The following is a 19,918-nucleotide window of genomic DNA, read 5'->3' as shown; positions in this document are numbered from 1 at the left end:
ACTTTACCTCCAACTTTTACGAAGAACCGTATAAATACCGATGCAAATAAATAGAATGCCGCCGCCAAATAATAATATTATTGTTATACTAATTGGCTCTTCATTCATTGTTTCATTACTCGCTACTTCATCTGCACTTTTTCTGACAATGTATTCACTGCTAAACAAACTATTTTTCGTATCTTTAACACTATTATTCTCTTTTTGTTTTGTAAAAAGAGAATCTCGCAAAGCTTCCATATCTTTTTGTTCTTTCTTTTTCTTTTTCTCAATTTCTTCTTCTATATCTTTGTTAAATAACTCAATCGATGCTTTATCTAATTCTGTTTCCTTATGTTCCTTTTTATTTTTTTCTTGGTCGCTTTCTTCAAGTCGATCCACTTTAAACTTAATCTTCCCATCATCACCAAGATAACTGTCAGCCGCGCTCCTTATCGGTAGCGCGACAAACAGTAAAAGGATAGAGAGAAATGATAACTTAGCCACTATGCTCCATTGTTTGATCATTTACTTCTTTTTCCTCCCATTTCTTATGCCATACAAATAGATTACTAACCAATCCAATAATGGCAATTACAAACAATACGACAAAAATAACTTTCCCAGTATCTTTACCACTAATAAAATCATTTAGAAAACTTTCTATATACTGAAGCGGTGAGAATTGACGTATCTTTCCGACAGAGGACATTTGATCTACTTTACTTCCAACTGCCTCAGTTAAAAATAGGTACATGCTTAAAAATACTAATAGTATAAACATACCTACCATTTTTATTTGTCGTAATAAGTAGGTTGAGACCAATACAAACGCCATCATAATAAATGTGATGAACGCAATCCATAGTAAACTTTGATCCTGACCGAACTTTAAAAGACGCCCAGAAATGATACCTATACTAATCCCTTCCACAATTGATATACCGAAAGCTACTACTGTAGTTGGTACATTCATATCAATTAATGAGAATTTCTCTTCAAAATGATCTGATTGCATTCGTTTCTTTTCTTGATTCGCAATTGCGTATGCTGTAAATAATGCAACAATGAAACAAGTTAATACAATTAAGTACGGTGTAAAAGCATTACCTGCTACAATTACTCCATCATTTTGCTTTTGAACTGGACTAGCTAAAAAGTCATATAGCATTTCATTTTGACGATCTCCAATACGACTATTCGCTAAAATTTTCGTAAAGTTTTTGGAGAATGATTTATCATCTTCCATTTTCTTCGTAAAGTCGTTTAATAATAAATCAGCTTTTGAAACAATTGTCGTTCCGCTGTCTTGAATTTCTTTTGCTTGTCCATTGATTTGATCAAATGTTTTATATACATCGTCTGAAGTTGCTAAACTATGTTTCGAACTTTCGACCAATGACTGACTTTGCATCATTAATGATTTAATACCAGAATCTAACGATAAAACAGCTGTTTGCTCACCAGCATGATTTGCTGTTAATACTTGCTGCTCTTCAACTAGTTTTAAGCTATTCTCACGCCATTTCGCTAAACCTTTTAAATACTCTCCTAAATTTTCATTCATACTAGTTGCTTGTTGCGTCGTTCCATTTAATTTCTCCGCTAGTAGCATAGAATTTTGATCCGCACTAGTAATAGATTGTTGATAAGAGTTTATTTTTTGTTTTAAACCTGACATATCTTGCTTTATTTCTGTAGTAATACTTGATGAAACAAGATTTGAAATTAAATCAATTAAGCTTTGTTTATTTAATACGTAGTACAAAGATTGGTCCGTCGCAATTGCATCTAAACTTCCCTCTTCTAACTTAGGACCTACATCTTTCGTTCTTAAATCAATCCCATAATACATTTCGTAAAGGCTCATTAAACCTTGATAACTTTCGACTGTATCTACTGCTTCTTTTATTAATACACTAGATATATTTTTTGTTAATACTTCTGCTTTTTGATGTACAACTTGATTCGTTGTACTTTCAGTAACTTTACCGTTATCTGTTCCCGTTTCACCTCCTGGATTTCCTCCGGTCCCGTTATCTGTTCCCGTTTCGCCTCCTGGATTTCCTCCGGTCCCGTTGTCTGTTCCCGTTCCGCCTCCTGGGTTTCCTCCGGTTCCGTTGTCTGTTCCCGTTCCGCCTCCTGGGTTTCCTCCGGTCCCGTTGTCTGTTCCCGTTCCGCCTCCTGGGTTTCCTCCGGTCCCGTTGTCTGTTCCCGTTCCGCCTCCTGGGTTTCCTCCGGTTCCGTTGTCTGTTCCCGTTCCGCCTCCTGGGTTTCCTCCGGTTCCGTTGTCTGTTCCCGTTCCGCCTCCTGGGTTTCCTCCGGTCCCGTTGTCTGTTCCCGTTCCGCCTCCTGGGTTTCCTCCGGTTCCGTTGTCTGTTCCCGTTCCGCCTCCTGGGTTTCCTCCGGTTCCGTTGTCTGTTCCCGTTCCGCCTCCTGAGTTTCCTCCGGTTCCGTTATCTTTCCCCGTTCCGCCTCCTGGGTTTCCTCCAGTTCCGTTATCTGTTCCCGTTCCGCCTCCTGGGTTTCCTCCGGTTCCGTTATCTTTCCCTGTTGTGTTTTCCATTTTTTTAATAATAGGGTTTTTAGCACTGTGTACCAACGGCATTATGCCATACTGTGATTTATGAACCACATTTTCCACCTTGCTATTTTCAGTTTGTGTTCCTTTATCCTCTTTATTAGGTTCTTCTTTTTCAGGACTAGTTTCTTTTTTATGAGTCCCGCTCAATTCCCACTGCCATGTTACAGGAGAGAAAACATCTATATTGATGTTTGGATCTTTTAACTTCACATCCAAGCTAATCTTTATATCCCCTTCATTACGAGGAGCTATTGTAATTTCTCCTGCTTCGCTTTGAAGAAAGTCACTTGTACGATCCACATCATCAATATGTAAGAATCCTGTACTTCCATCTAGTTTAAATTCTTCTGGAATCTTTATCTTCAAAATTTGCGGAGATTCCATTTTAATTACTTTTGCAGTATCACTAAATGTAATTCCCTCTGTATAAAGTCTATCCTTTACTTCTTTAATTGCGTTTCCTAAAGATATTTTATTTACAGGATCATAATAAAAATTATTTTCTTTATTATATTTTTGTGTAAATTGAATTACATTTTGCAGTTGTAATTTCGTTGTATCTGGTAAATCACTTTGACCGATTTCTTCCATGTTTAAACTAGGTAATTTCGCAATTAAATTCTCGATTTGTTTCTTTATTCGAGCATCTGGTTGTTTCATTAATGTATTTATGAAGATTTCTTGCTTTCCATCATTCGACATTGATTGCTTTAACTTCTTAATTACCGTCTCTTGAATATCACTTTCTAACTTCCCTGCAAGTTCTGTATCATATTCAGACACTTGTTTTTTTACATCTGCTAAATATTTTTGAATCGCTGCAGCATCAGTTAAAATATTCGGTTCTTTCTCTGAAAACGTAAATTGATTTGAAATAATTTTATTAGCGGATTCCAATGCACTTAATTGCTTTAAAGCATCGCCTGTATTCATATCATTCATATATTGATTGAATTGATTTGTGAAATTATTCGCTAACAAATTGTTATCAGTTTGCATTTTTTGAAAGTTATTAAAACCATCTAAGTACGTACTGTTTGATTTATTCCCTTCATCTAACGCTTGACCGAAACCTTTTAAAACATCCTGAAATCCTTTGAAACTATTAACAGAAACACCTGTATAATCTTGTACTGTTTTAAATTGATTTGTGTAATTCGCTAACGGACTATGTATATCTTTTTTATACATAGTTGTTTGAACGTTTCCTTTTTCAATTATTTTACCTATATTATCTTGCGCACCTTGTAGCTTACCGATAATACTCGCAAAATAAACGTCGATTATTTGCTTATTGAAATCTTCTAAAATAACAGAAGCTGTATTTTCTGCCTCAGCTTTCAAATCCTTATTCCCAGTTGCATTTACTTTGTAGTTTAACGTTAATTTCTCCGGAATCTCTGAATCAATCGCAACTGCTTTCCTAGAAAAATCATTTGGAATAACAATCATCATATTGTAATTATTATTTTTCAATCCATTTTCTGCTACCCCGCGACTAACTACGTACCATTCTTGTTTCGTATTTTTATTTACATTTTTAACAAATTGATCTCCAAACGCTATTTTATTGCCCTCAAATACAGTGCCCTGATCTTCATTTACCAACGCAACTGTCATTTTTGGTGTAGTATTCTCATTAGCTTTCTTAACATTTTGATTTAATGCTAAATAGGAGACCCCTGTTGATAGTACAAGAGCTAAAATAATAAACAACAAGATGCTCCATTTGAACTTTTTCACTACTTATCACTCCTGCGACTGCGAGTCTATCTAATGAAAGACTTCGTATCTTACTCTAGTTTTAAAGTAATTTAGCCATACAACGTATGGTTGCATGGCTAAATTATATATTTCTTTTTATCTGTCTTATTGTAGACCGAAATTACGAGAAAGATCTTCGTCATGTCTAGCAACAGCTTCTGCAGTTTTATTAAGCTGCATATTAATTTCTTGTAATAGCTGTGCGAAGTTTTGTACTTTTGGCTTTAATTGATTGAACTGTTGGTCAAAACCTTCGAAAGCACGACCTTCCCATTCTCCTCTTAATTCATTTTGTAAGTTTTGTAGTTGACGTAAAATGTCCTCAATTTGATTTGCACCTTGTCCATATCGAGTCGCTTTCGATTTAAGCTCCTCTGGTGACATACGAATTTGTCCTGCCATTATTAAATCCCCCTTAAAATTAAAAAATAGTAAAATTAACCAATAATCAATTCTACAAATTGATTATATCAATAATTTAAAAATTTCTAAACAAAAAAATGATATTTTTCCAAAATTTCTCTTTTACTATAATAACGATATATTGTATAATACTAATTTATTTATTTTTTAAGCACACTCTATAAATCTACTATAAAATAAAGGCAAACCATCTATTTTATATATTTATAAGGACTTATTCACTTTAAATCCCAGCGAGAAAGTAGCCACTAAATCATTATTTTCTCCCATTCAGACTATAATACTCACTTCAAAGTCATAATTACCTGCCTTTCAACAAACCCAAACTCTTCGTACATCTCTTTTGCAAAATTCCCAGCAAATACATTCAACCGAATTTCTGAATACTTCTCCTGTAATTCCTTAATACCAGCTTCCATCAGTTCTCGCGATAATCCTCTCCCGCGATATTTTGGGAAAACGTACAATTCATATATAAATCCAAGTTTTTCACGAGAAAAATAGTCTGTATTTTCCCCTATTAATATCCATCCCATTACTTTATTTTCTTCTTTAATAATTAAATAGTATGCTCCTTTTTCTACAATCGGCTTTGTAATCTCAATTGCTTTCTCGGTACTTAATTGACAATTCCCTCTCGTCCCTTCAAAAAGCGATTGAGCCGCATATTTTAATATTTCATTGCTATCTTCTTGATTCGCCTTAATTATCATTTTTCACAACTCCCCTTGAATAATAGGCATTACTATCGCTTGTTCAAGATTCTCCGCTTCCATAACAATTGCCGTTAATCCGTGTTCTGTACTTGTTTCATGGAGCTCTCCCTTTTCCCAAAACACAGCTTGTCCCGCCTCTATCTTTATCTTTTCTTTATTTACTCCACATACATATCCTGTCCCGTCCACAATAAGAAGCAGTTGAGATACAACTGCTTCATGATTACCGATGATTCCATTCTCGTGTAAATGCATAGCACCGATATGTATATTTCCTTGATGGTTTAATATTTTTGACATGATGAAATTAGATTGAAATACTGATAGGTGCTTTCCTACTTTTTCACTAAAATCAAAAATTTTCATTACTAGTCCTCCTTATACGTATAAAACCATCCTTACTGTCTGCATCATATGTCCTTCAAAGTCTTCTTCAAATTGCTCTAATTCAGCAAAACCTTTCGCTTCATAAAAGCGTTTTCCTTTTTCATTTGCTGCTTCTACATGTATGTACAATTTCCGTATCCCATTTAATGCTTTAATCCCTCTTTGTAATAAAGCACTTCCGATCCCTTTTCCTTGCTGATCTGGTAACAAATAAATCGCACCTAATTCTGCTTCGTTTTGTAGTCTAACAGGTGAAAAGTTTGCAAACCCTATTACTTTACCCTCTTCTTCCGCAACGAATAAATGTGTATTTTTAAGACGATATTTCATTTTTTCATCAGAGTATGCCTCATCTAAAAAACTATCTTGAATTTCTCTTGGAATAATGCCTTCGTATGTATCATGCCAAGCTATTTTTGCTACTGATTGTACAGCATGAATGTCTTCTTGCTTCATTTCTCTAATTATATATGTCATCTCGATGTCTCCATTCTCTTTAAATTATATTCTGCTAATATACTAGAAGAAATGGCAGAACCATTTTCATAATTCACCTTAATTAATTTTAATTTCTCAATTGAAGCTGTTGCAAAATCAAATTTCCCATAAATATATTCCATTACACTTAAAAACTGCTTTGTATGTAATCTATTTGCAATTGTACAATGCGGAACCCATTTTCCCGGTACGTAATATGAATTTGGGTTGTCATGAAAAGTTTTAAAATAATCATGATAAGAATGATGAAGTTTTAACAATTCATCGATAACAGTCGGCGCTAGAAAGACCGTTCCATTAGTAGGAAAAATTCCAATAGAAGGAAAAGTTACTGCATCCATATTTTCTTGAATAGCTACAAACTCCCCTAGTTTCTCCGTATACAAATGGACATCTAACTCATTATAATCAGCTAACGTAATATGAGGTTCTACTCCAGCTAGTTGATTTGTTCCAATTACATTTGTTAATTCATTTTGCAGTTCTGTAATTTTATGAGTAAACACACGATCAAATGTAGCAATAATAGCGTACAATCTTTCTCACCCCTTCGTTACACATAGCGCTTCCCATTCTTCACGAATCATGCCCATTCGAATAGAATCATAGTATGTTCCGTTATAATAACGACACTTTCGCATTCTACCTTCTAAGCTCATTCCTATTTTCTCCGCTACTTTCATCATTCGTTCATTACCAGACCAAGTCGTGAGCCCTACTCTACCAATCTCCATCTTTTCAAATAATAAATCTCGATATAACGTTAACGCTTCTGTACCGTAGCCACCATTCCAGTAAGTTGGATTATAAATAACAATTCCCATCTCCAACCAACGCGTCGGTTTATGCTCCCAATAAAATCCGACCGTCCCTATAATTTGACCGTTATTTTCTATAATTAAATTTGACAGTGGTTCTTCTTGCAAACGAGTTTGCATCTTCTCTTTATAGGAAGCGTATTCTTGCATTGAGAACGGGAAATATGGCGCATCCCATTTCTTCCATTCTGGGCTTTCTTCTTTAAATATGATATTCCATAATGTTTTTATATCCGATTCTTCTATTGTACGAATTGTAACTTTCTTCCCCTTTAATACAACGTTTTGCATAATTCCCTCCTGCATTCCTCTTTATTTCATATATAATTATAATGTTTTTTCAGAAAAATCAAAACTAATATCATTTATTATATTGTATAATTTCGTTATTAGATACCAATTATTGATTTAGAACGCTGGTGATTCAGTGAAGAATCGATTTAGTATTGCTTTATTTCTCACTATTGTTACGACAAATATTATTCTACAGTTCTTCTTACCATCAAATATTGTTACGAAATGGGACTTTAATGGAACGCCTACATCAACAATGGATAAAAGCACTTTTGTAATCGTAAATATAATTATATGTTCCTTCTTATTCTTTGTATTTTTAGCTTTATCTAAAGCAGCGAGTAACCAGAAATTTCTCCATTGGATCGGCAACACAATGTTACTATTCTTATTTTTTGTCGATATTGTCATCTCCCTCATCGCTCTTGGCTTTTCACTTCCTCTTGATCATTTCATATTTTTAGCATTAGGGCTTTTATTTATATTAATAGGTTATTTCAGTTCCAAAATTGATACGACTAAATCAACCGTTTCATTAGAATGGAATGATAAGTACCTTGAAAAAAGAGCTTCAAATATTAGTAGTATTTCAATGATGATAGCAGGTATTTTTTTAGCGATACTTCCTTTTATCGTTTCTGCTCCCTATAGAGGTTATGCTATACTAGCAATTCTTTTAGGAATGACGCTTATCATTCTGCCGAGTACGATTTATTTACTTATTAAAGACAGCAAGCAATCTACTCCTTTAAAAAAATAGGAGGTTATACCCCTCCTATTTCAGCTTAATGTTTTATTTTTCACTTTTTCTATCTCAACTAAAATCCCTTTCCCTATCCAACCCTCTACGCCATCTTTTTTAATTAAATCATATCCTGAACAGCTATCATCAATGAGAGAAACGATATCTCCCTTCCTAACGCTTATTTGCGCACAAGAAATATCGGTTTTCACTGTATATTCACCTGACTCAAGTTGTTTCATATATTCATTTTTTACAGTGAGTAAATTATTCGTTTCCTTTTGTTTACATACGGTGTAATCTTGCATCTTCTCGATAGGCTCTATGTAATAATACGGATATGTCACTCCGCCCTGCATTTCTGAATTCGCATTAAAATCCGCTATTACTTCGTACTCTGGAAAATAGTCTACATATGTATAAGAAAACGTATCGCCGGTTTGTTTCCTCTGAATAATAAATACGTTTAATTGCCCTGCTTCTTTAATTGCATTTCCTCCATCAATTGCAATAATTTTTTTCTCCTTATCAATAACTGGATTGTTAGACGGTGCTTCTTCAGAATAGTTCACGACAGGCCAATGACCAACTATTACATACTTATTTGCTTTATGTGATTTATTAAAAAACTGTGGCATTGCTATCGCATTTTTGCGCTCTGTTTCTTTCCAATCTACTCTATCTTCTAGACCGGCATGCACAAAAATATAATCTTCTGTTTCAATCGCTGTTGGCAACTCTGTTAGCCAATATAGTTCTTGTGAAAATTCACTTAACAATGCTTCTTTCACTTCACGAATTGAAGTGCCCTCATGAACTGAAAAACCTAATCGCTCTAGCCATTCATTAAAAATCGAGTGCTTTCTCATACATAAATAATTAATAAGATCAGGATTTTCATTTAGAAGAGCATCAACTAAAACTTCACAATTCCCTTCAACAACGTGAACCTTTGAATTGTTCTTTACAAGATTCATAACGTAGTTTACTACGCCTACGCTATCTCGTCCTTTCTCGCAAAGATCTCCATTAATAATTAAATAATCTTCATCTTTAAAGTTAACTTTATGTAGTGCTTCTTTTAAAAGATTTAATTCTCCATGAATATCAGATATGACGATAACTCTAGCATCATTAGGGATTGATAGTTTCTTTATTTTTTTCAAGTATAAGCGCTCCAATCATTCTCTTTATTAAATTAAAACAATTCGACAAAATACACTATATAACCTTTTCAAATACATATACCATAACTTACAACCTATTTACGGTTTAATAATAACTTAAAAAATAAGAAGAAGCTGTTCCCAATTTTTGCGGGACAACTTCTTCTTATTTTTTATAATTCTTTATGAAAAGAATAACTCACCTTATCATACCCTTCTCTTTCATAAAAACGATGAGCATCAATTCTTGAAAATGCTGACGTGAGGACGATAGACTCACATTCGTTTTCCTTTCCCCAGTTCTCTATATACGAAAGTAATACTTTCCCATGTCTTTTTGAACGATGTGCTTCTGCTGTTACAAGGTCATATACGAAAACGTGTTTCTTATTATAAAAGTTCGTACAAATTGCTACACCTGCAAGGCTAACAACTTCATCATCCTCATTACGCAACGAAAATAGTTTATAATTTTCTTCTTTCATATTTCGAAATAAAGAGCTTGTTTCCTCTTTTGAAAGTTTCGTTCTTAATTGCTGTAAAACAGGTAATACTTCATGTAATTGCTCTTCTGTTACTACTTCTTTAACATTCATTTTTAACTCTCCCTTAACTATTTAAATAATTTTCTAAATGTTATATCATTATTATAGAAAGCAACTGCCCTTTACTTAAGTGGCAGTTTAAGTGTTTTTTATAAGGCCAGTTTTAAAGGAGAGTTTTATATGGATTTTACTATCCCATTGCAATTACAAAGTAACACACCTATTTACTTGCAAATTTACGAATATATAAAAGCTGAAATTATACAAGGGACTATTTCTGTTGGCACACGGCTACCCTCACACAGAAATTTAGCATCACAACTTAATATTAGCCGCATTACTGTTGAATCAGCTTATCAACAGTTATTAGCTGAAGGTTATGCAGAAAGTAAACCGAAACGTGGTATTTTTGTAGCAAATTTCGATATTGACGTTATCCCAAATAAAAAACGAAATGCAGCAAAGAAGACGAACAATTTAATAGAAGAAAAATTTGAATATGATTGTAGCCAAGGGCTTATTGATCAAAATGCATTTCCGATTACAAATTGGAAACGAGCATTACAAGAATCCATACTTACATACGAAAATGCACTATTTGCTAAAGAAGATCCTCAAGGTGAATTCGCTCTTCGAGAGCATATATCAACATATTTATATCATTCTCGCGGTGTACATTCTTCACCTGATCAAATTGTGATCGGCGCCGGAACACAGCCACTTCTCTGGCTACTACTTCAACTGCTTGGCCCTACAAAAGAATACGGCATTGAAAACCCTGGATTTCACCGTATACACGCAATTATTAAAAGCTGTGATAGACAAATTCATCCCATACCATTGGATGAAAAAGGGATTGATATTTCTAGTTTATACAATACAAATTCCAATGTCGCATACGTTACACCATCACACCAATTTCCACTCGGGATTATTATGCCTTTATCTAGAAGATTAGAATTGTTAAAGTGGGCTAATGATTGCAATGGATACATTATTGAAGATGACTATGACGGAGAGTTTCGCTACGCTGGTAAGCCAATTCCTTCTTTACAAAGTCTTGATTCAAATGAACGCGTTATTTATATGGGAACTTTCTCAAAATCTTTTTTACCTTCTTTACGAATGGGATATATTGTTTTACCACCACATCTTTTAAAAACATATCAAGAACTGCATGGAATTTTCAAACAAACAGTCGCTACAATACAACAACTTGCTTTTGCTAACTTTATACAAAACGGGAATTGGGAACGTCACCTTAATCGGAGTCGTACACTATATAAAAGAAAACATCATACGTTAGTAAAATCCATTACGAAAGAAATGGGGGCTAATGTTCAAATTCTTGGCGAACAGTCCGGACTTCATATTGTTTTATGTGTAAATAACAGTATGAATGAAAATGAACTGATTGAATCCGCTAAAAAACAAAGCGTTAAATTATACCCACTTTCTCCATATGATTTCGTGAATGATTTACGTAAGGAATCATACGTATTACTCGGCTTTGGTAGTATTCCGGAAAATAAAATTGAAACGTTGGCTACATTATTGAAAGACGCTTGGTTTCCTAGTTGCAAGGAAACTTGTTAACAGTAGATTTAACTTGTAACATGTTAACAATTCAACAAAATAAAAAAGAAGGCTGTTCCAAAATAACTTTTTGGACAGCCTTCTTCTAGTTATTCACCTGACCTAGCTTTCCTTCCCGGACGTTTCACACCAGTCGTTTCTGTTGAATAGGAAGCTTCAATTATAGCGGTTGGATCTACAGAGAGAACGAGATCTTTCATTTTCGGATAAATGAATCGGTTTGTAATGCAATAAATGATTCTCTTATGCTCCCCTAAAAAACCACCTTCTCCATGTAGATACGTAACAGATAGTTGCAATTCTTTCATAAGTAAATCGCCTATTTCTTTATTCTTACTAGAAATAATCATAACGCTCTTACCTTGATTAATACCATCTAGTATAAAATCAATCATCTTCGTAACAATATAGAAAATTGCTAACGAGAACATCGCTTGTTCGATTGAAAATAAAATAGCAACAAAGATGAAAATAACTGCATTTACTGCAAGTAAAAATGTACTAATCGGTACATTAAAGTGTTTATTCATCCAAACTGCTAACATTTCTGAACCGTCAATTGCTCCACCCATTTTAACAACAATCCCAACACCAATTCCAAACAGTACTCCACCATAAAGTACAATTAATAACTCAGAAGTCGTAATTGCTGGAAATGGTTTTAAATAAATTAATCCGAGTGTTGTAACTACATTCGCATAAGATGTACGGATAAAAAACTTCTTTCCCATTACTTTTGCAGTAAATAATAAAATTGGGATATTAATTCCTAAGAACACACCATAAAGCGGCAATCCTGCGACTTTATTTGCCATAATAGCAATAGCCGTTACCCCGCCATCTACTAATCCATTAGGTGCTAAAATAAGCTCTAATGAACCTGCTACTATAATTGAGCCAATTGTTAATAATACGTATTCAAATACTTTCTTCATTCATTACCCCCAAAACTTATATATTTTCTTAGTATTATTTTAACGTAATTTTACTACTAATTCAAAGGTATCGATTTATATACAGAAAAGTTTCACCTTTATCGCTATTTTTATGTAATACATGTAACGCGTAATACTAAAAACACACTTACAAATTAAAAGTAAGTGTGTTTTTAACATCTATTTAATCTTTACGTACGGCTTCATTTTTAATTTGAATATTTCCTCAACTGCCCTTTGATATCCACCAGCATTTCTAAGCGATTCTCCCACTTTAAGACTATTTTCCTTAAACGTCACATCATCCATTACTTTCTTTACAGTCTCACGTAACAATTCAGAAGTTAACTCGTTACGATTAAGTGTTATGCCTGCCCCTACTTCAGTCAATCGTTTTGCAACGAATGGCTGATCTCCTGTTACCGGAATTACAACTAATGGAACACCGTAATATAACGCTTCACTCGAACTATTCATACCACCATGTGTCACGAATACATCAGCATGCTGTAAAACTTCTAATTGCGGGACATAATTATACAACTTAAAGTTTTTCGGGATATTTTCAAATTGACTTATATTTATCTTCTTACCAACGACTAATACGACTGTCGCATCAACATCTTTAAACGCTTCAAAACATTTTTCATACAAAGCAGGTTGTTCATTAAAAACTGTTCCCATAGAAATGAAAATCACTTTTTCATTTTTTAAATCTTCGGTAGGAAAACTCCCCACTTCTTTTCGAGTAGCAATTGATGGACCTACAAATTTATACGATTCATCAAATACCTCTGAACGTGGCTGATATTCTTTTGAAGTATATACAATCGTAATATCACCAGGATGGTTCATAATATCATACATACTATTACATTTCATTCCATACTGCTTATTCCATCTTTCCATTCCCGCTAAACAAGATTGATATAATGGATCCATTTCATCTACTTGTCTCGATTCTTGCTCATCATGAAAATTAATGTACTGATTAACAGCAAACGTTGTACAGGATGAAACGCTTGGTAATTGTAAAATATTCGCTATAATACGTCCTACTGGAAAATGATTATCATATATTAAATAATCATATTTTTCCTCTTTTGTTTCTTCTACAATTTGAGTAACAATACGCTCTGATGCTTCAATCATATGAGATAGCATCGTCAAAGGGCTCCCACCTTCATTTACTCGTTCCATAATATTAATTTGAGAGAGAAAATTCTCAAACACTCGGAATTCCGCACCTGTTGCTTCAACCTTCTTTCTATAATCTTCAATACAATAAGAAACAACTGTTTCCCCTCGCTGAATTAACTCACTTACAACAGCTAAAGTCGGATTAATATGACCTTCCCCAGGAAAATTTATTACGAGTACATTTGCCATAACATTCTCTCCTATCCAATTAATATAATAAAATTAACAATTAATTATATTAATTAATTTAAGTCTATTATAAATGAATGCATTCTACTTCTTCATGCTTTTCTCTTCATTTTATTATTGAGAAATATTTTCTATAGTCTACATTATTGTGATTCACAATCTTATAAATGAATGCTTAATTTTACTTTTACTCTTCATAGATTTAAAGATACGAGTCTTACATTCAAGTATTACCACCATTATTTTTAGACAATTCATACAAAAATAGAGAAATATAATATTTTTAATGAGTTTTCACTATACATGTAAGTATGCTTTCAATCTTTTTATCTTTATCCTCATAACACATCATCTGTTATATAATAAATTTATAGAATTTACAGAAAAAGGAGTTTTTTCATGTTACAACAACTATTCAATTCACCTATTCTATCCGTTCAAGCCTTGCACCCAGGTTATGAAGATCATGCAAGTGATGTTTTTCTCGTTCAAACAGAAGATACAGAAGTTATCGTTCGTGCTTCTAAAATGAATGAAGAACCAAATAATGATTTTTGGTGGGGATGTAAAAATCTATTTGGAATTGATCCAAGGAACGTCCATCATTTAGAAACTGTACATACATTGCTGCAAGAACATACGAATCTTCCTATCCCAACAATATTAGAAAAACATGTTTTAAATAGCCGTGAATTTGTGGTGGTCGAAAAGTTAGTAGGTAACACAGTTCAATCTTTTATCGAGCAACCAGATTCTATTTTATTCAGCCTAGGAAAAGGACTTGCAGAAATACATAAATTTAAAGCCGATTTCATAGGAAATCCGTCAGGCACGTTCCAAGTTCCACTAGATGAATTCCAACCACATATTTTAAACGTGAGTAAAGAGCTTGTGAATATGTTTTATTCCGATGATGAAAGCATAAAAAATGCATTCCCTACCTTTGAATCACAACTTTCTTCCCTGTCCGTACCAAAGGAATCTACACTCGTCTTAATTGATATGGATCCTACTCAATTTTTATCTGACGGTACAACTATTACGGGTTTAGTAGATAGTGAAGCTTACGCTGTTGCTCCGCGAGAACTTGATTTTATCGGACTAGAATATGTACTTACCGAAAAAGAAGCACATGCCTTTAAAAGTGGTTACGAAACAATTATGTCTATTCCTCACTTAGAAGAATATAGACAGCCTTATCGTTATTTATACCGACTGTTATCTGTGCAAGGTAATGTGGAATTAAAAAAATGGTTAAGTCACCCATCCTATTTTTAAATACGAATGAGAGGGAGTATACAATGGCTATTCAGAAAAAGCGTTCTGTAACAGAAAGTGAAATACAGCAAATGAAGGATTTGGCTTATATTTGTGGGCAACAAGACAATCTTGATTACTCTTCAGATTTACATATCAACTTTTTAAAAAATCGAAATGAAGATTATATAAACGATTTTCTTCTTTATAACGGTACTCAATTAATTGGCGCTTTAAATATGTATGATTTCGAAAGACCAACAAAGCTTGAACTAATAGGCTTTGTACATCCTCATTTTAGAAAACAACGTTTCGGAACTATCCTTTTACAAACTGCAATGAAAGAAATACAAAATAGAGAGACAGATGAAGCTCTTCTTATTATTAATGGGGATTCTATTTCTGGGAATGAATTTGTAAAACATATGAAGTTACCATATTTATATAGTGAATATAGTATGGAGTGCAAAACAAACGAAATTCAAAAAACAACAGATAATAATATACAGCTTACTCTTGCAACTTCAGAATCACTTCTTGATCTTATTAAAATTTCTAGTAAAGCCTTTGGTGATTCAGTAGAAAATACGACTGCATGGTTACAAAAAATGATGAATTCATCTTCCCATCAAGTTTACAGTGCCCTTATTGCTGAAAAAGTGATAGGAACAATTACAGTTTCTAAACAAGAGCAATCTACTACACTATCAGGATTCGCCGTTCATCCTTCTTATCAAGGTAAAGGATACGGAAAAGATATTCTTTGTAATATAGTACATACCCTTATTACAGAAGGAGTTTCAACAATTGAATTAGACGTCGAAACGAAAAATATCCACGCTTTAAAACTATATACACAATGTGGTTTTGAAATTAAAACGAGGCATGACTATTATAATTTAATGAATATTTAGGTGAATATATATATTAAAAAAACAATTTATTCTAATTATGATATTTTAGCAAACATCTATAATAAACATTGGAGACATTTTGTTTAATACTCCTACCCAGCCTCGTTTTACAAGATGCTCTTCCCTACTCTCGTATATTAGATCTTTGTTGCGGGACTGGTCATCTCTGCCGGTGATAGTTTAATTTAGATGAACTAAAAAGTGTGTTTCACAAAGTTTACTCCGTATTACATAACGAGGGTATATTCGCATTTGATATGAATAAAAAAACTGAATCGAAATGATTCAGTTTTTTCTTAATATATTTACAACTGCAGTTGTTTCGTCATTTTCTTTATAGACACGCGGAATTCTTCTATCTAGCATACATGTAACTTCATAGTTTATTGTACCTAACATATCCGCTATTTCTTCTACTGCGATATTTTCTTCACCTTGTTTACCGTAGAATACTACTTCGTCTCCTACTTGTACTGGCATCGCTTTTGAAACATCCAACATTAACTGGTCCATACAAACACGGCCAATAACAGGTACTCGAACCCCGTTAATTAACGCATAGCCTTTATTAGATAATTGACGATTATAACCATCAGCATAACCAATTGGTACAGTCGCAATCCATTCTTCACCAGTTGTTACATACGTATTCCCATAACTTACACCACGATTCTTCTTCGCTTGTTTAATATGAGCTACTTTTGATTTTAACGACAACGCAGGCTGTAAAGAAACGACTGAATGATCCACTTCTTTTGACGGATACATACCGTACACTCCTATTCCAACGCGTACCATATTTTGAAATGTGTTACTTAATTCCATTGATCCCGCACTATTTGAACTATGAATATATGGTATTTGAATTCCTAATTCTTTCGCTGTATTAACAGCTTTTTCAAATAAACTTGTTTGCATATTCGTATATGATTTATCGATTTCATCTGCCGTAGAGTAATGCGTAAATATCCCTACTACCTCTACATACTCCATACGGTTTAATTCTTCTAAAAATGGTTTAACTTCTTCTTCTTGTAAACCGATACGACTCATTCCTGTATCAATTTTCACTTGAATTTGTACTTTCTTTTGAAGACGGTTTGCAATTTCATTTATACCATGTAAATCTTCTACTCTATAAACAGTCATCATAACGTCATATTGAATTACATCTTCTACAGCCGCTACTGGTGTGTATCCTAAAATTAAAATCGGCACAGTAATTCCTGCTTCTCTTAATTCTATTGCTTCATCTACAAATGCAACTGCAAGTTGATGTATTCCTGCTTCAATTGCAGCTTTGGCAACTTCAACTGCCCCATGGCCATACCCATTCGCTTTTACAGCAGCCATCATCTTAATTTCTTCATCATTTACATGTTTTTTAAATTCTTTTACATTATGTTTTACAGCATTTAAGTCAATTTCTACAATTGTATCTCTTCCATATTTCAAACTCATTGGTCTAACTCCTAACTCAATAATTGCATTCCATTCTATTTCACGTTTCATATGACCTTTTACAATATAATACTTTTCATTATGCTAGTCAAACTACTAGAATTTTCGGAATTTTGAGTATGATATAATATCCTCAAGAAACTATTATATACGGAGACGAGGAGAATTACAATGTTTGTTCAATCTGCATTGCATCAACTAAAAGTTGCTATTGATACTTCTATTGATATGCTTAACCAATATAGTGAAAACGATTTAAAAATACAACCGATTCACTCAAAACGATCATTATTTGAAATGTGTGCACATCTTTCTCTTATTTGTCATGCTGATTTACTCATTTTAAATGGTATTCCAGAAAAAGAATTACATACCTTTTATATAGAACGTACCCCCGTAACAGTTGCTCACATGCAACAAACGATGATTGAAGGTTACAACCTTCTCTCTAAAACATTTCTTTCCTACTCCCAAATAGAATTAGCAGAAGTTATGACTGCCTATTGGGGTATTTCTTATTCGCGCTTTGAATGGTTACTTGAAATCGTTGCACACTTTTATCATCATCGTGGACAAATTCATATTTTATTATGCGAGCATATGAACGATCCTCGCATTCCTTTATTTGAGTGATTTTCCACTCATTCATTAATTATAAATAGAGAAGCTACAAAACCAATAAAAAGTATCATTCCTAATTTCCCCTCCTAATTGACCTACAAGAGAAACTAAAGACGGAACGGATATAGCAATACCTATTACAAAACAGACACTCATCATTACAAGTAGAGATAGATACGAAACAAAGCCTATTGAACTTAGACTAAAAATAGCAATCAACAATCCTCCTTGAAGAACTTTCCTTACTTCAAACCTCTTTGTTAAACGACCTGCAAGTGGTGAGAGCAACATACCAAACAGCCCTGCTAAGCGAAAATAAAGGATTTGTTCTGCAGTTAAATTGTAAGTAGGAGAGCTCAAATAATTCCCTAAAACAGTATACATATTAACAAAAGCCATTAATAAAACAGGATTTTTCACACTGACTAACTATTAGTTTTAAATAATGCGCAACTTCTTTAAGGCATAAGAAATTCCGCCTTCACTCGCCTTCGTTGTAACGAAATCAGCCCTTCTCTTCAACTCCTCTCCACCATTTCCCATCGCAACTCCTAATCCTACATACTGCAACATCTCAATATCATTTCCACCATCGCCAAAAGCAATGGCTTCTAATTTACTAATGTTTAAATGTTCCAATACTTTTTGAATTGCAGTTAGCTTCGATACTTTACTATCTTCCAATACATTTATAACGTAACCATGAAAACGCTCAAACGTAAGTGCTGGATATCTTTCAATGAATTTTTGAGCTTCTGTATCATCAGCATACAGACATATGCAATACATCTCATCTGATAAGTTTCTAACTTTGTCAGGATACTGCTCTAAATTTAAGGTTTCATTTAACGCTCGCATGACACGTTCATCTTTGGAAGCAATATTATTCATTGCAAATTCTTCTGTAAAGTAAGAAACACTGTGACCATGTAATTCAGCAAAATTTGAAATATCATGAACGATTTCGCTTGAAAGTACTGATTTATGTATAACTTCTTTCCCACATTTTATATGTGCACCATTTGCTGAAATAAACGTATTTATACCTAGTTCCTTAAATTGTGAGCATAAACTATATGGTCTTCCAGTTGTAACAACTACGTGAATTCCTTTATCTATTAATCTTTGTACCGCTTCTTTTGTACTTTCGTGCATGCTTCTATCAATCTCACTTAATAACGTACCGTCAACATCGAAAAATACAACTTTGTACATAAGTCTTTACATCCCGTCCAAATGATTCGTATCATTAATGAAATGCACCGTTTTTTGTTCACCCTCAATTTCAATTAAACTTATTCCCGTATCTCCCATTTTGAAATAGTAGTCCATTGAAATTGGCATTTTGAAAAATGCACGTAATAGACTATTAATTACGCCCCCATGGGCAACAATTGCAATTCGGTCATATGTATTCTCTGTCAAGATTTTAGAAAAGATTCCTTCTATTCTCATTCGAAACTCAATAAACGATTCCCCGTTTTCAAAACGATCATGAAGAAACTTTGGCTCTGGATATTTCTTTGCTTCTTCAAATGATAAGCCTGCTTGCACTCCATTATTAAACTCCATTAATTCCTCTTCTAATTGAATTGGACAACCAATTGCTTCTGCTAATGTTTCACCCGTTTCACGAGCGCGTTTTAATGTGCTTGCCCAAATGAAATCTGGTGCAAAATCTTTTTTCACTTTCTGTACAAGTCTTTGTACTTGTTGTCTCCCTTTGTCAGTTAACTCAAAATCAGCTCGACCTTCATGCACATGTAAAATATCAGCTTCTGATTCTCCGTGGCGTATTAGTAGTATTTGCATGTTTCTCTCTCCCTTTA

At 33.7% G+C, this 19,918-nt stretch carries 21 protein-coding genes and 1 pseudogene; 6 read left to right on the top strand and 16 right to left on the bottom strand.

Annotated elements, in window-relative coordinates; all coding sequences use genetic code 11:
* Positions 1-3 precede the first annotated feature (3 nt).
* The 8 genes from essA to M1D73_RS10000 form a co-directional block, all read right to left on the bottom strand.
* On the bottom strand, positions 4-507 hold the full coding sequence (gene essA, locus M1D73_RS10035; RefSeq protein WP_000595656.1) for a type VII secretion protein EssA: 504 nt from the start codon (positions 505-507) through the stop codon (positions 4-6).
* Positions 479-4,306 carry a type VII secretion protein EsaA gene (esaA, locus tag M1D73_RS10030; protein WP_089030268.1) on the bottom strand — a complete coding sequence of 1,276 codons (3,828 nt, stop codon included), beginning with the start codon at positions 4,304-4,306 and terminating at the stop codon, positions 479-481. Before esaA ends, essA begins: the two co-directional genes overlap by 29 nt.
* Before the next feature lie 126 nt (positions 4,307-4,432).
* Positions 4,433-4,729 (bottom strand): WXG100 family type VII secretion target, encoded by a 297-nt coding sequence (locus M1D73_RS10025; RefSeq protein WP_000918601.1) that lies wholly within the window; start codon positions 4,727-4,729, stop codon positions 4,433-4,435.
* Positions 4,730-5,034: 305 nt separating this feature from the next.
* Positions 5,035-5,463, bottom strand: coding sequence for a GNAT family N-acetyltransferase (locus M1D73_RS10020; RefSeq protein WP_000584231.1), 429 nt, complete (start codon positions 5,461-5,463; stop codon positions 5,035-5,037).
* Between the two features lie 3 nt (positions 5,464-5,466).
* On the bottom strand, positions 5,467-5,832 hold the full coding sequence (locus tag M1D73_RS10015) for a cupin domain-containing protein (protein WP_000688072.1): 366 nt from the start codon (positions 5,830-5,832) through the stop codon (positions 5,467-5,469).
* A 12-nt stretch (positions 5,833-5,844) separates the two neighbouring features.
* Entirely contained in the window at positions 5,845-6,330 is a 486-nt protein-coding gene (locus tag M1D73_RS10010) for a GNAT family N-acetyltransferase (protein ID WP_000221052.1), read from the bottom strand.
* Positions 6,327-6,887 (bottom strand): 2'-5' RNA ligase family protein, encoded by a 561-nt coding sequence (locus M1D73_RS10005; RefSeq protein WP_000270862.1) that lies wholly within the window; start codon positions 6,885-6,887, stop codon positions 6,327-6,329. The genes M1D73_RS10010 and M1D73_RS10005 overlap by 4 nt, the downstream gene beginning before the upstream one ends.
* Before the next feature lie 6 nt (positions 6,888-6,893).
* A complete protein-coding gene (locus M1D73_RS10000) occupies positions 6,894-7,460 on the bottom strand; it encodes a GNAT family N-acetyltransferase (protein WP_001181850.1) in 567 nt (188 codons plus the stop codon).
* A 136-nt stretch (positions 7,461-7,596) separates the two neighbouring features.
* Between M1D73_RS10000 and M1D73_RS09995 the strand changes: the two genes are divergently transcribed.
* The gene (locus tag M1D73_RS09995; protein WP_000797169.1) at positions 7,597-8,223 is read left to right on the top strand and encodes a DUF1648 domain-containing protein; all 627 of its coding nucleotides are present in this window, start codon (positions 7,597-7,599) and stop codon (positions 8,221-8,223) included.
* A gap of 20 nt (positions 8,224-8,243) precedes the next feature.
* On the opposite strand, the gene M1D73_RS09990 is transcribed toward M1D73_RS09995, so the two are convergent.
* The gene (locus tag M1D73_RS09990; protein ID WP_000721379.1) at positions 8,244-9,371 is read right to left on the bottom strand and encodes a metallophosphoesterase; all 1,128 of its coding nucleotides are present in this window, start codon (positions 9,369-9,371) and stop codon (positions 8,244-8,246) included.
* A gap of 173 nt (positions 9,372-9,544) precedes the next feature.
* A complete protein-coding gene (locus tag M1D73_RS09985) occupies positions 9,545-9,967 on the bottom strand; it encodes a GNAT family N-acetyltransferase (protein ID WP_001101116.1) in 423 nt (140 codons plus the stop codon).
* A 129-nt stretch (positions 9,968-10,096) separates the two neighbouring features.
* Here M1D73_RS09985 and pdxR point away from each other — a divergent pair, with 129 nt between their 5' ends.
* Entirely contained in the window at positions 10,097-11,512 is a 1,416-nt protein-coding gene (gene pdxR / locus M1D73_RS09980) for a MocR-like pyridoxine biosynthesis transcription factor PdxR (protein WP_088322220.1), read from the top strand.
* Positions 11,513-11,601: 89 nt separating this feature from the next.
* On the opposite strand, the gene M1D73_RS09975 is transcribed toward pdxR, so the two are convergent.
* Together M1D73_RS09975 and M1D73_RS09970 are read right to left on the bottom strand one after the other, a co-directional pair.
* Positions 11,602-12,447: a YitT family protein gene (locus M1D73_RS09975; RefSeq protein ID WP_000755128.1), complete on the bottom strand. Its 846-nt coding sequence runs from the start codon at positions 12,445-12,447 to the stop codon at positions 11,602-11,604.
* A 180-nt stretch (positions 12,448-12,627) separates the two neighbouring features.
* A complete protein-coding gene (locus tag M1D73_RS09970) occupies positions 12,628-13,836 on the bottom strand; it encodes a macrolide family glycosyltransferase (RefSeq protein WP_000024493.1) in 1,209 nt (402 codons plus the stop codon).
* Between the two features lie 399 nt (positions 13,837-14,235).
* On the opposite strand from M1D73_RS09970, the gene M1D73_RS09965 reads away from it, so the two are divergent.
* The 3 genes and pseudogenes from M1D73_RS09965 to M1D73_RS09955 all read left to right on the top strand — a co-directional run.
* Positions 14,236-15,114, top strand: a complete 879-nt coding sequence (locus M1D73_RS09965) for a hypothetical protein (RefSeq protein ID WP_000941371.1) — start codon at positions 14,236-14,238, stop codon at positions 15,112-15,114.
* A 23-nt stretch (positions 15,115-15,137) separates the two neighbouring features.
* A complete protein-coding gene (locus tag M1D73_RS09960; RefSeq protein ID WP_001007480.1) occupies positions 15,138-16,007 on the top strand; it encodes a GNAT family N-acetyltransferase in 870 nt (289 codons plus the stop codon).
* A 12-nt stretch (positions 16,008-16,019) separates the two neighbouring features.
* Positions 16,020-16,270, top strand: a pseudogene (locus M1D73_RS09955) (class I SAM-dependent methyltransferase); the annotation flags it as partial.
* Positions 16,271-16,292: 22 nt separating this feature from the next.
* Here M1D73_RS09955 and alr read toward each other — a convergent pair.
* On the bottom strand, positions 16,293-17,468 hold the full coding sequence (gene alr / locus M1D73_RS09950) for an alanine racemase (protein ID WP_002204801.1): 1,176 nt from the start codon (positions 17,466-17,468) through the stop codon (positions 16,293-16,295).
* A 171-nt stretch (positions 17,469-17,639) separates the two neighbouring features.
* Between alr and M1D73_RS09945 the strand changes: the two genes are divergently transcribed.
* Positions 17,640-18,101 (top strand): DinB family protein, encoded by a 462-nt coding sequence (locus tag M1D73_RS09945; RefSeq protein ID WP_000497991.1) that lies wholly within the window; start codon positions 17,640-17,642, stop codon positions 18,099-18,101.
* 15 nt (positions 18,102-18,116) lie between these two features.
* Here the strand turns inward: M1D73_RS09945 and M1D73_RS09940 are convergent, their stop codons facing one another.
* From M1D73_RS09940 to M1D73_RS09930, 3 genes are read right to left on the bottom strand one after another with little or no spacing between them, the layout of a single operon-like run.
* Entirely contained in the window at positions 18,117-18,488 is a 372-nt protein-coding gene (locus M1D73_RS09940) for an MFS transporter (RefSeq protein WP_011110050.1), read from the bottom strand.
* A gap of 39 nt (positions 18,489-18,527) precedes the next feature.
* Positions 18,528-19,304, bottom strand: coding sequence for a Cof-type HAD-IIB family hydrolase (locus M1D73_RS09935; RefSeq protein ID WP_000278973.1), 777 nt, complete (start codon positions 19,302-19,304; stop codon positions 18,528-18,530).
* A gap of 6 nt (positions 19,305-19,310) precedes the next feature.
* Positions 19,311-19,901 carry a histidine phosphatase family protein gene (locus tag M1D73_RS09930; protein ID WP_001166435.1) on the bottom strand — a complete coding sequence of 197 codons (591 nt, stop codon included), beginning with the start codon at positions 19,899-19,901 and terminating at the stop codon, positions 19,311-19,313.
* Positions 19,902-19,918: the final 17 nt, after the last annotated feature.

The organism is Bacillus sp. PK3-067 (genome assembly GCF_056738645.1).
Note: the sequence above shows the minus strand (reverse complement) of the source record. Positions and strands in the feature narration are given on the sequence as shown.